The organism is Pseudomonas sp. 24 E 13 (assembly GCF_900004715.1).
Lineage (GTDB): Bacteria > Pseudomonadota > Gammaproteobacteria > Pseudomonadales > Pseudomonadaceae > Aquipseudomonas > Aquipseudomonas orientalis_A.
Genome location: NZ_CVTO01000099.1, coordinates 59,465 through 71,883, shown reverse-complemented (window position 1 = coordinate 71,883; position 12,419 = coordinate 59,465). Strand labels below are relative to the sequence as shown.

12 protein-coding genes are annotated in these 12,419 nt (G+C 62.5%); 11 read left to right on the top strand and 1 reads right to left on the bottom strand.

The annotated features are described in order from the left end of the window. The first annotated feature begins 49 nt into the window (after positions 1 to 49). The 9 genes from gap (at position 50) to BFP90_RS29505 (ending at position 9,055) form a co-directional block, all read left to right on the top strand. The gene (gap, locus tag BFP90_RS07655) at positions 50 to 1,051 is read left to right on the top strand and encodes a type I glyceraldehyde-3-phosphate dehydrogenase (protein ID WP_057723881.1); all 1,002 of its coding nucleotides are present in this window, start codon (positions 50 to 52) and stop codon (positions 1,049 to 1,051) included. A gap of 199 nt (positions 1,052 to 1,250) precedes the next feature. Further along, positions 1,251 to 1,769 (top strand): RNA polymerase sigma factor, encoded by a 519-nt coding sequence (locus BFP90_RS07650; protein WP_065895106.1) that lies wholly within the window; start codon positions 1,251 to 1,253, stop codon positions 1,767 to 1,769. A gap of 75 nt (positions 1,770 to 1,844) precedes the next feature. Beyond that, positions 1,845 to 2,813 (top strand): FecR family protein, encoded by a 969-nt coding sequence (locus BFP90_RS07645; RefSeq protein WP_065887561.1) that lies wholly within the window; start codon positions 1,845 to 1,847, stop codon positions 2,811 to 2,813. 117 nt (positions 2,814 to 2,930) lie between these two features. Further along, complete coding sequence (locus BFP90_RS07640) at positions 2,931 to 5,495, top strand: TonB-dependent receptor (protein ID WP_065896378.1); 2,565 nt, start codon at positions 2,931 to 2,933, stop codon at positions 5,493 to 5,495. A 136-nt stretch (positions 5,496 to 5,631) separates the two neighbouring features. Beyond that, a complete protein-coding gene (locus BFP90_RS07635) occupies positions 5,632 to 6,240 on the top strand; it encodes a biliverdin-producing heme oxygenase (RefSeq protein ID WP_065896377.1) in 609 nt (202 codons plus the stop codon). 155 nt (positions 6,241 to 6,395) lie between these two features. Then, entirely contained in the window at positions 6,396 to 6,800 is a 405-nt protein-coding gene (locus BFP90_RS07630) for a YbaN family protein (protein ID WP_065895110.1), read from the top strand. Positions 6,801 to 6,944: 144 nt separating this feature from the next. Next, the gene (locus tag BFP90_RS29515; RefSeq protein ID WP_370671688.1) at positions 6,945 to 7,781 is read left to right on the top strand and encodes a cache domain-containing protein; all 837 of its coding nucleotides are present in this window, start codon (positions 6,945 to 6,947) and stop codon (positions 7,779 to 7,781) included. Further along, positions 7,721 to 8,272, top strand: a complete 552-nt coding sequence (locus tag BFP90_RS29510; protein WP_370671687.1) for a HAMP domain-containing protein — start codon at positions 7,721 to 7,723, stop codon at positions 8,270 to 8,272. Before BFP90_RS29515 ends, BFP90_RS29510 begins: the two co-directional genes overlap by 61 nt. A 27-nt stretch (positions 8,273 to 8,299) precedes the next feature. Then, a complete protein-coding gene (locus tag BFP90_RS29505) occupies positions 8,300 to 9,055 on the top strand; it encodes a methyl-accepting chemotaxis protein (protein ID WP_370671231.1) in 756 nt (251 codons plus the stop codon). Between the two features lie 123 nt (positions 9,056 to 9,178). Here the strand turns inward: BFP90_RS29505 and BFP90_RS07620 are convergent, their stop codons facing one another. Further along, positions 9,179 to 9,742, bottom strand: coding sequence for an NAD(P)H nitroreductase (locus BFP90_RS07620; protein ID WP_065896376.1), 564 nt, complete (start codon positions 9,740 to 9,742; stop codon positions 9,179 to 9,181). A 139-nt stretch (positions 9,743 to 9,881) separates the two neighbouring features. Here BFP90_RS07620 and BFP90_RS07615 point away from each other — a divergent pair, with 139 nt between their 5' ends. Together BFP90_RS07615 and BFP90_RS07610 are read left to right on the top strand one after the other, a co-directional pair. Beyond that, positions 9,882 to 11,321: a di-heme oxidoreductase family protein gene (locus BFP90_RS07615; RefSeq protein WP_065896375.1), complete on the top strand. Its 1,440-nt coding sequence runs from the start codon at positions 9,882 to 9,884 to the stop codon at positions 11,319 to 11,321. Between the two features lie 31 nt (positions 11,322 to 11,352). Continuing rightward, entirely contained in the window at positions 11,353 to 12,417 is a 1,065-nt protein-coding gene (locus BFP90_RS07610) for an imelysin family protein (protein WP_065887554.1), read from the top strand. The last annotated feature ends 2 nt before the right edge of the window (positions 12,418 to 12,419 follow it).

Here is a 12,419-nt window from a genome sequence, read left to right as displayed (position 1 = left end):
CGAATAATCTTGTAATTCTTACAACAAATCGACGACAGGCACTTTTCCAATGACTCTACGTATCGCAATCAATGGTTTTGGCCGTATCGGCCGTAATGTCCTGCGCGCACTGTATACCCAAGGCTATCGCCAGGATTTGCAGATCGTCGCCATCAACGACCTGGGCGACAGTTCGATCAACGCCCACCTGCTCAAATACGACACCGTACATGGCACATTCGACGCAGAGGTCACCCACGATCAGGAAGGCCTGACCGTCAACGGTGACCGGATTGCCGTGAGTGCCATTCGCAACCCGGCCGACCTGCCGTGGGCCGCGCACAAGATCGACGTGGTGTTCGAATGCACCGGCCTGTTCACCGACCGTGACAAGGCTGCCGCCCATATCAGCGCCGGCGCGCGCAAGGTGATCATCTCCGCACCGGCCAAGGGCGCGGACGCGACCGTGGTCTATGGCGTAAACCATGACATTCTGCGTCAATCGCACCAGATCATCTCCAACGCTTCTTGCACCACCAACTGCCTGGCACCGGTCGCCCAGGTGCTGCACCGCGAGCTGGGCATCGAAAGCGGCTTGATGACCACCATTCACGCCTACACCAACGACCAGAACCTGACCGACGTCTACCACACCGACCCGTACCGCGCGCGTTCGGCCACCCAGAACATGATCCCGAGCAAGACCGGCGCCGCCGAAGCCGTCGGCCTGGTATTGCCGGAACTGGCGGGCAAGCTGACCGGCATGGCCGTGCGCGTGCCGGTGATCAACGTGTCGCTGGTGGACCTCACCGTACAGCTGAAAAAAGAAGCCACGGCCGACGAAGTCAACGCGCTGTTGAAACAGGCCAGCCAGCACTCGAAGATCCTCGGCTACAACACACTGCCGCTGGTTTCCAGTGACTTCAACCATAACCCGCTGTCGTCGATCTTCGATGCCAACCACACCAAGGTCAGCGGCAAGCTGCTCAAGGTGCTGGCGTGGTACGACAACGAATGGGGCTTCTCCAACCGGATGCTGGATAACTGTCTGGCGCTGTGTAACGCCGAATAATCCCTCTGGGATCTCGCTTGTGTGGGAGGGGGCTTGCTCCCGATAGCGGTGGGTCAGCTAGAGGTAAGCTGGCTGATACGCCGCCATCGGGGGCAAGCCCCCTCCCACATTTGCTTTGCGCGGGGCCGCAGAAATCGCCACTTGCCATTTCAGTTGATGATAAGCATTATCATTCACTGCATGTCAGTCTGGTATCACTGTGAGCCAATCTCGCTTCAACCACGTCTTTCTCGCCCAACGGGTGATTCTGCTGCGCACGCTGCAGCGCATGGTGAATAACCACAGCACCGCCGAGGACCTGTTGCAGGAAACCTACCTGCGCGTGACTCGGGCCTTGAGTGAACGGCCGATCGACCACCTTGAACCCTTCGTCTACCAGACCGCGCGCAACCTGGCGCTGGACCATCTGCGTTCGCGCAGGATCCAGGCCCGCACGCTGCAGGAAGATGTCCCGCTGGATATCCTGCAAAGCGTCGCCGCCCCCATCAGCACGCCCGAAGACGCCACCCAGGCCGAGCAATTGCTTGAGCACCTGAGCGTCAGCCTGGGCCAGTTGAGCGCGCGCCAGCAACGCATCTTCATCCTCAGCCGCCTGCACGGTTGCAGCTACCAGGAAATTGCCGATCAGTTGCAGGTGTCCTTGAGCACCGTGCAAAAGGAACTGAAATTGATCATGGCCATCTGTGTAGGTGTGGCCGAACGGTTGGATCAGCCTTAAGCTTCATCCGACAGAGGTATCGATCCAGGCTGTAGGAAATAACGAATAAAACGTGGCGAAGACCCGAGGAACACCGTGACGGACCCGAATAAACTGCGCCCCCATGAGCTGGCTCATGAGGTGCTGCAAGACACGGCCATGGACCAAGCGCTCGATTGGCTGATTGCCTTGCAGTGCCCGCAACCCGGCCAGCAAGCCGCTTTCCAGGCCTGGCTGGCGCAGGACGCGGCGCATGCCCATGCGTTCAGCAAGGCCCAGTCCGCCTGGGGTGGCGCGCCGGTGCACAGCGCCGCCGTGGCGTTGGCCGCGCCGCGCAGACCAAGCGCCTGGCGCCGGGTCAAACCGCATTGGAAACCCCTGGCCACCGCTGCCGTGCTGCTGCTCGGCCTGTTCAGCTTCAGCAACCTGCCGGTACGCCTGCAGGCCGACCACCTCACCGTGGTCGGTGAGCGTCAGCGTCTGCAGCTGGATGACGGCTCCAACGTACTGCTGAACACCAATTCGGCGTTTTCCAGTCGCATCCAGGATCACCAGCGCATCGCCCGCCTCTACCAGGGTGAAGCGTTTTTCGACATCGCCCCCGCCCGTGGCCTGCCGCTGGAAATCGACGCCGGCCCGGTGCGCGCCAGCGTACGCGACACCGCCTTTGCCGTGCGCTATCTGGACGGCGAAGCCCAGGTGCAAGTGCAACGCGGTGATGTCGACCTGAGCAACACCTTCGACGACGCCCGGGTGCGCCTGAGTGCCGGCCAAAGCATTCGCGTCGGCCCCAAGGGCTTTAGTCAGCCGGCCAAGCTGGACGCCGGCAAGGACCTGGCCTGGGTCCAGGGCCGACTGGTGTTCGAAAACTGCCCGATGAGCGAAGTGCTGGCGGAGTTACGCCGCTATTACCCGGGCTGGATCGTCAACACCAACGACAAGCTCGCCAGCGTCGCCGTCACCGGAAACTATCGCCTTGACCAACCGTTGGACGTGGTGCGTTCCCTGGCCCACATCACCTCGGCCAAGCTGTCGGAATACCCGGCGCTGGTGATTTTGAACTGAATGAGAAATATTTTTACTCGATGTTAACCGGCGATACGTCTCGTTATAGCCAATGCAACTGATTCCTATTTGGTTTCTGTTCGCAACTATAAGATTCGTATTTCCGGAGCGCTCTCGATGTCCTCTCGTTTCAACCGCCGGTCTTGTTCCCCCGTTCTGTCCTTGCTGACCGCCGCCATCCTGATGGCCGGCGTGCCGGCAATGGCCGCCACTGCCGCCGAACCTGCGCCGCGCAGCCACGGCAACTACCACTTCAGCATCGAACAGCAGCCGCTGGTGGCGGCGCTGAACGCGTTTACCGGCGTGACCGGTTGGCAAGTCGGCCTGCCGGCCGAGTTGGGCCAGGGTGTGTCGTCCCCGGGCGTGCGCGGTGCGTTGTCGCCGGAGAAAGCGCTGGAGCGGCTGTTGGTGGGGACCAACCTGAGCTACCGCAAACTGGGCAACAACAACATCGTCCTGGAGAAACGTGCCGCCGGCAGCGCCCTCAACCTGCAGCAAGTGACCATCAGCGCCACCCGTACCGAGCAGGCTGTCGACAGCGTACCGAGCATGGTCAGCGTGCACGATCGCCAGGAACTGGACCGCCAGAACGTCAACAACAGCCGTGAGCTGGTGCGCTACGAACCGGGCGTGTCCGTGGGCGGCGCCGGCACCCGCTCGGGCAACGCGGGCTATAACATTCGCGGTATCGACGGCGACCGCATTCTGACCCAGGTCGATGGCGTGGAAGTGCCGGACAGCTTCTTCAACGGCCCCTACGCCAAGACCCGGCGCAACTACGTTGACCCGGAAATCGTCAAGCGCGTGGAGATCCTGCGCGGCCCGGCGTCGGCCCTGTACGGCAGCAGCGCCATCGGTGGCGCAGTGAGTTATTTCACCCTCGACGCGGATGACATCATCAAGCCCGGCCAGGACGTCGGCGCGCGCCTGAAAACCGGCTACAGCTCCGCCGACGAAAGCTTGCTGACCTCCGCCACCGTCGCCGGCCGCGTGCAGGATGTCGACGGCTTGCTGCACCTGAGCCAGCGTAACGGCCACGAAACCGAATCCTATGATGGCAACAACGCCACCGGCCTCGCCCGCACCGGCGCCAACCCGGAAGACGCGCGCACCACCAACGTGCTGGCCAAGTTGGGCTGGAATTATGGCGACGACAACCGCCTGGGCCTGACCTACGAGAAGTACAAGGACGATCGCGACGTCAACCTCAAGAATGCGGTAGGCGGCCCGTTCATTGGTGGCCGTGGTTTCAATCTGTACCGTGACCGTCGCGGCAACGACACCATTACCCGCGAACGCTTCGGCCTGGAAAACAGCTTCGCCCTCGAGTCGCCGATCGCCGACCGCATCAAGACCAGCCTCAATTACCAGATCGCCAAGACCGACCAGAAGACCGCCGAAATCTATCAGTCCGGCCGCCGTGTCTTGCGCACCCGCGACACGCTGTACGAAGAAAAACAGTGGGTCTTCGATGCACAGCTGGACAAGGCCTTCAGCCTCGGCGACACCGATCACCAGGTGACCTACGGCACCACCCTCAAGCAGCAGAAAGTCACCGGCTCCCGTGAAGGCGGCGCCACCTGCCTGGCGGTCGGCAGCGGCTGCACTGCCATCGGCGCGCCCAGCCCGATGGCCAGCGACAGCGTGAAGAAAGCCAGCGACTTCCCCGACCCGACCATCAACACCTATTCGCTGTTCGCCCAGGACCAGATCACCTGGGACAAGTGGACCTTCCTGCCCGCCGTGCGCTACGACTACACCCGGCTCAAACCCAAGCTGACCGAAGAATTCCTCAGCACCGTGAACCCCACCGGAGCGGACACGGTCGACGGCAAGGACAAAACCTGGCACCGCGTCACGCCCAAGTTCGGCATGACCTATGCCCTGACCGATCAATACACCTGGTTCGGCCAGTACGCCGAGGGTTTCCGCACCCCGTCCGCCAAAGCGCTGTATGGCCGCTTCGAAAACCTCAACCTGGGCTACACCGTGCAGCCCAACCCCGACCTCAAGCCGGAAACCAGCAAGGGCATCGAGACCGGGCTGCGCGGCAAGTTCGACGAAGGCTCGTTCGAGATCGCCGTGTTCTACAACAAGTACCGCGACTTCATCGACGAAGACAACGCAGTGGTCGGCGGTACCGTCGAACAGTTCAAGGCCGTGAATATCAAACGCGCCACCGTCAAGGGCGCCGAAGCCAAGGGCCGCCTGAATCTGGATGCATTCGGCGCGCCGCAAGGCCTGTACACCCAAGGCGCGATCTCCTACGCCCATGGCCGCAACAACGACAACGGCGAGCCGCTCAACAGCGTCAACCCGCTCAAGGGCGTCTTCGGCCTGGGCTACGACCAGGACAACTACGGCGGCCTGGTGAGCTGGACCCTGGTCAAGAAACAGGATCGCGTCGACAGCAGCACCTTCCACGCCCCCGACGGTGACACCAGCGGCCCGTTCAAGACGCCGGGCTTCGGCATTCTTGATCTGACCGCCTACTACAAGGTCACCAACGACGTGACCGTCAACGGCGGCATCTACAACCTCACCGACAAGAAGTACTGGAACTGGGATGACGTGCGCAGCTACGACAGCGTCGGCGAAGCCGCAGTGACCGGCCCGGCCAACCTTGATCGGCTGACCCAGCCGGGACGCAACTTTGCGATCAACCTGATCTGGGACATCTGACGAAACCTGCCGCACCTCGCCGCAATGATCGTGCGGCGAGGTGAGGATTTTTTACTGTGCCGCGTCTCCCTGTTCGTCTAGTTGATAACCGCTCTCTTTAGAGCCACAAGGCGCTACCCCCCTCAAGGATTTTTTCATGACCGCATCTCCTACCGCAGAACGTCCAGCCCTGCGCTCCCAGCGCCTGAACCAGATCACCCATGAGCCGCACACCAAGCTCGACGCACTGGTCAAGGCGCACGCCCCGTTTGAGACCCAGGCCAACTTCGCCCGCTTCGTGGTGGCGCAGTACCTGTTCCAATCGGAGCTGGTCGCGCTGTACAACGATGCCGAATTGAACCGGATCATCCCGGACCTGGCCGAGCGCTGCCGCGCCGAAGCGGCCAGGCTTGATCTGGGCGACCTCGACACCGACGTACCGGCGCCGGTTGCCGGTGCCGTGAGCAACCCGGGCAAGGCCCAAGCCCTGGGCTGGCTGTTCGTCTCCGAGGGCTCCAAACTGGGCGCCGCGTTCCTGATCAAACGGGCCGTGGGCCTGGGCCTGAGCGAGACCTTCGGCGCCCGCCACCTGGGCGAACCGGCGGGCGGTCGCGCCGAGGGCTGGAAACGCTTTACTCGCATCCTCGACGGCCTGCAGTTCAGCGCCGAAGAAGAAGCCGCGGTAGAAAAAGGCGCCATCGATGCGTTTGTACGCTTCACCGTATTGCTGGAACAGGCGTACGCTACGGCCCCTGAACTGGCCTGACCTACTGATTGAAGTGCAATCAACTGTGGGAGGGGGCTTGCCCCCGATGCGCTGTGTCAGCAAAGAATTGATTGACTGATACACCGCTATCGGGGGCAAGCCCCCTCCCACAGTTGGAACGCATTTCACATTGTTTTTCTGTGATAACCCTACCTATGACCGGCAAAACCCAATCCACCTCCAGGATCGCGCAGATACTCTACGGCCTGCTGGCCTACGTCAGCCTGGGGATCGGCCTGGTGGCGATTGTCATACCGGGTTTGCCCACCACCGAATTCATCCTGCTGGCCGCCTGGGCCGCGACCAAAAGCTCACCGCGCCTGAGCGCCTGGCTGGAAAACCACCGCCTGTTCGGGCCGATCCTGTTCAACTGGCGCAATGGCAAGATCATCGCGCGCCGGGCCAAAGTCAGCGCCACCGTGAGCATGCTGCTGTGCGCCGTCCTGATGCTGGTGATGCTCGACCATGGCTGGCCAATCTATCTGGCGATTGCCGGGATGAGCCTGGGCAATCTGTGGATCTGGTCGCGCCCCGAACGCTTGGCCTCCACGCCCCCGTAAACGCCACCGCTCTTCGATTTATCTCATGAATACCCCACCTGTGCCGATAGTGCAGGTAGCGTCAAATGGACTTGGCCATACGAGTGAGTAATCGGCTCTGCTTGTCCGCTTGCATTCTAATAAGTAAAAACGCGAGTAAACGCCATGTTCAACGCAGTCTCCATCCGATTGAAAATCGTGCTGTTGTCCGGTCTTTGCCTATTGGGCGTAATTGCGCTGATAGTCGGTATCAACCTCTACGAAACCAACCAGAACCACAAACTGATCAGCGCGTCGAGCTCGCGGACGCTCACTGCCAGCGTGCAGGACCTGCTGCAGACCAAGGCCGCCGAACAGGCCGCGTACGTGCAAAAAACCTTCAGCGAAAGCCTGATGGCCGTCACCGCCCTCGCCGACCAGGTCAAGGACCTGCACACCATGGGCACCCGACACTCGATCGACGCAGCGACCTTGCGCGAAGCGCTCAACCAGAGCACCAAGACCACCTTCGAACGCAATACCAAGGTCCTGGGCGTGTGGCTATCCTTCGACCCCAACGCCCTGGACGGCAAGGACAGCGACTTCATCAACGACACCGCCCGCGGATCCAACGACGCCGGACGCTTCTCCATTTACTGGACCCGCACCGGCGGTGCAGGCGCGAACTCGGTGATGGCGGAAGCGGACCTGGTCAAGACCTCTACCACCCTCAGCGGTACAGCCGGCGACATCTGCCAGCGGGAAAGACGAGGCACCTGCCTGCTGGACCCGTATGAAGACAACGTGGCGGGCAAACCCATGTTGATGACCAGCATTTCCCTGCCCTTACTGATAGACGGCAAGGTGCTCGGCATTGTCGGTATCGATATTGCGCTCAACGCCCTGCAAGCCTCGGCCGACGCCGCCCAGCACGAGCTGTTCGACGGCGCGGGGCACCTGGCTTGCTGGCAGCCTATAGCGGCCAGCCGGACAAGATCGGCAAGAACATCGGCGATGTGTTGAGCGCCGAGGGCAAGGAAGTCATGCAACTGTTGGCCAGTGGCCGCCGTGAGATTCTTCAACAGGATGATGTGATCCGGGCCGTCTACCCGGTCAAACCGATTGCCGAGGCCGCAACGTGGGGTGTGGTCATCGACCTGCCCAAGAAGGTGCTGCTTGCCGACTCGATCAAGCTGCAGGACTTTCTCGACAAGGCCCAGGCCAGCGGCACCCTCAAGGCCCTGCTCGTCGGAGCCGCCGCCGCGCTGTTCGGTTTGCTGCTGATCTGGCTGACCGCCACCGGCGTGACCCGGCCCATCAATGGGGTGGCGGCCATGCTCAAGGACATCGCCAGTGGTGACGGCGACCTGACACAGCGCCTGACCTACACGAAGAAAGATGAACTGGGCGAACTGGTCAGTTGGTTCAACCGCTTCCTCGACAAGCTGCAACCGACCATCGCCCAGATCAAGCAAAGCATCACCGAAGCGCGGGTCACGGCCGATCAGTCTTAGGCGATCGCCCGTCAGACCAGTGAAGGCATGCAGGTGCAGTTCCGCGAAATCGATCAGGTGGCCACCGCGTCCAATGAAATGAGCGCCACCGCCCATGAGGTGGCCAACAGCGCATCCAGCGCCGCCAACGCGGCACGCGAGGCGGACCAGGCAGCCCGTGAAGGCACGTCGATCATTGAGCAAAGCACCCACGACATCACCACCCTCGCCGAAGAAGTCAGCAAGGCCGTGGCGGAAGTGGAAGCCCTGGCGGTGAACAGCGAGCAGATCGGCTCCGTGCTGGAAGTGATCCGCAGCATTGCCGAGCAGACCAATCTGCTGGCCTTGAACGCCGCGATTGAAGCCGCACGCGCCGGGGAAAGCGGGCGAGGCTTTGCAGTCGTGGCCGACGAGGTGCGCAACCTGGCCAAACGTACCCAGGATTCGGTGGAACAGATTCGCCTGGTGATCGAACGCATTCAGACCGGCACCCGCGGCGTGGTGGCGACCATGCATTCCAGCCAGCATCAGGCCCAGAGCAATGCCGGGCAGATCCATCAAGCCGTGCAGGCACTGGGCAAGATCAGTGACGCCGTGACCGTGATCAGCGACATGAACCTGCAGATCGCCAGTGCCGCCGAAGAGCAGAGCGCGGTGGCCGAAGAGGTCAATCGCAACGTCTCGGCGATCCGCACCGTGACCGAAACCCTCACCGGCCAGGCCACCGAATCGGCGGCCATCAGCAGCCAGCTCAACGCCCTGGCCAGCCAGCAGATGAAGTTGATGGATCAGTTCAGGGTATAAGAAACAGGGCAGGTCCAATGTGGGAGGGGGCTTGCCCCCGATAGCGGTGTATCAGTCAATAAATGGGTGGCTGACACACCGCATCGGGGGCAAGCCCCCTCCCACATGTTGACCGCGCGCCGCTTAAAGACCGGTCCAGGCCTGGACGAACGCCGCAGCATCCTCCTTCGGTGCCGTGCGCGGCGGGTTTTGCGGCGTGCCCAGGTACAGGAAGCCGATCACTTCTTCATCTGCGCTCAGCCCCAGCCCTTTGGCCACATGGGCCGAATAGGACAACTCACCGGTGCGCCACACCGCGCCAATCCCCTGGGCATACGCCGCCAGCAGAATGCCGTGAGCGGCGCAGGCGGCGGCCAGCAATTGTTCGGACTTCGGCACTTTGAAATGCTCCTGCAGGCGCGCAATCACCACCACCACCAGCGGCGCTCGCAACGGGCCGTTCTGAGCCTTGTCGATAGCGGCTTGCGGGGCTTCGGCATCCTGCAAACGCGCGGCTTCGGCCAGCAACGTGCCCATGCGCTCACGGGCCGGGCCTTCCACGGTGAGGAAACGCCACGGGCGCAACTGGCCGTGGTCGGGCGCGCGCATGGCGGCGGCGAACAGCACATCGCGCTGCTCCTGGGTCGGTGCCGGTTCCAGCAAACGCGGCACGGAAACACGGTTGAGCAAAGCGTCGAGAGCCTGCATTGGCCACCTCCAGAAAAAAATGTACGGTCATTCTAGCGGAATGCATCGGGCCGCCACCAAACGATAATTGCTCTTATTCAAACTGCCCTGCCCTGTTAGACTTTGCCACCGGATTTTTCGCCTTCGTTCAGGAAACTCGATGTTCCGTTCGCTACTACGCCTGTGCGCAGCATTGATGGCCCTGGGCCTGACTGCCTGCGACGACGCCCCAAGGTTCACCCAGGCTGAGCCGGGTGAAGCACGGGCCGGCGGCGCGGCGACCGTGAACAAGCGCGACCAGAACGCGTTCTCCCTGCCCTCGGCCAACCTGGCGCCTACCCGCCGCCTGGACTTCAGCGTCGGCAACAGTTTCTTTCGCAGCCCTTGGGTGATCGCGCCCTCGACCACCACTGCGCGCGACGGCCTGGGCCCGCTGTTCAATACCAACGCCTGCCAGAACTGTCATATCAAGGACGGCCGGGGCCACCCACCGCTGGCCGATGCGCCCAATGCCGTGTCGATGCTGGTGCGCCTGTCCATCTCCCCGCCCGCTACAGAGCTGGCGCCTTACGCCAAACTCATCGAACAGCTTGGCGTGGTGCCCGAGCCGGTCTACGGCGGCCAACTGCAGGACATGGCCGTGCCGGGTGTGGCGCCGGAGGGCAAGGTGCGCGTCGATTACACGCCGGTCAACGTCAGGTTCAAGGACGGCACGGTGGTCGAGCTGCGCAAGCCCGAGCTGCAGATCACCCAGCTTGGCTATGGTCCGATGCACCCCGACACGCGCTTTTCTGCGCGCATCGCGCCGCCGATGATTGGCCTGGGTTTGCTCGAAGCCATCAGCGACGCCGACATCCTGCGCAACACCAACCCGAAAACCGCCGACCGTGAAGCCATCGTCGGCCGGGCGAATCAGGTGTGGGATGACGCCGAACAAAAGACTGTTTTAGGGCGCTTTGGCTGGAAAGCCGGGCAACCCAACCTCAATCAACAAAATGTTCACGCATTTTCCGGTGATATGGGCCTCACCACGTCCCTGAGACCCTTCGATGACTGCACCGACGCCCAGGTGGCCTGCAAACAGGCACCCAACGGCAACGGCCCCGAGGGCGAGCCGGAAGTGAGCGACAACATCCTGCGCCTGGTGCTGTTCTATACGCGAAACCTCGCCGTGCCGCTGCGCCGCGACGTCGATGCGCCGCAGGTGCTGGCCGGCAAGAACCTGTTCTTCCAGGCCGGCTGCCAGGGCTGTCACAAGCCGACGTTCACCACGGCGGCCTCTGCCTCCGAACCCGAACTGGCCAATCAGCTGATCCGCCCCTACAGCGACTTGCTGCTGCACGACATGGGCGAAGGCCTCGCCGATAACCGTACCGAATTCAAGGCCGGTGGCCGCGACTGGCGTACCCCGCCGTTGTGGGGCATTGGCCTGACGCAAACCGTGAGTGGTCACACCCAGTTTCTGCATGACGGCCGCGCCCGCAACCTGCTCGAAGCCGTGCTCTGGCATGGCGGCGAGGCGCAAGCGGCGCAGCAGCATGTGTTGTCATTCAACGCCGAGCAGCGCGCCGCGTTGCTGGCGTTCCTGAATTCTCTATAAGCTTTGCCCCAATTACAGAAGGGAGCTCGACATGTTCCGTCCCAAGTTGTTGTTCACCAGCCTGGCCGCCCTTGCCCTCGGCGCCTGCTCGCCCCAGGACCCGCAAGCGGTAACCTCGGCAGCCATCGCCAAGCAAGTCATCCTGCCGACTTACAGCCGTTGGGTTGAAGCCGACCGCCAACTGGCGGTCAGCGCCCTGGCCTATTGCCAGGATCAAGAGAGCCTGGACACCGCCCGCGCCGACTTCCTCCACGCGCAAAAAGCCTGGGCCGAGTTGCAACCGCTGCTGATCGGCCCGCTGGCCGAAGGCAACCGCGCCTGGCAAATCCAGTTCTGGCCGGACAAGAAGAACCTGGTGGGTCGCCAGGTCGAGCAACTGGTCAGCGCCCAGCCGCAGATCGATGCGGCCGCCCTCGCCAAATCCAGCGTGGTGGTGCAAGGCCTGTCGGCCTATGAATATATCCTCTACGACGCCAAGCCCGACGTCGCCGACCCGGCCCAGAAAGCCCGTTACTGCCCGCTGCTGATGGCCATCGGCGAACGCCAGAAAGCCCTGGCCGAAGAAATCCTGGCCAGCTGGAACAGCACCGACGGCATGCTTGCACAGATGACCAAGTTCCCCAACCAGCGCTACGCCGATTCCCACGAAGCCATCGCGGATCTGCTGCGCGTGCAAGTCACCGCCCTGGATACCCTGAAGAAAAAACTCGGCACGCCGATGGGCCGCCAGACCAAGGGCATCCCGCAACCGTTCCAGGCCGATGCATGGCGCAGCCAATCGTCCCTGCAGAGCCTGGAAGCCAGCCTCGCGGCGGCCCAGACCGTCTGGGTGGGCGTCGACAACAAAGGCCTGCGCGGGCTGTTGCCGGCCGATCAGAAAGCCCTCGCCGACAAGATCGACGCCGCCTATGCCGCGTCCCTCAAACTGTTCGCCAGCAACCAGCGCACCCTCAACGAACTGTTGAACGACGACGCCGGGCGCCAGCAGCTCAACGACCTCTACGACAGCCTCAACGTGGTCCATCGCCTGCACGAAGGCGAGCTGGCCAAGGCGCTGGGCATCCAACTGGGCTTCAACGCCAACGACGGTGACTGATG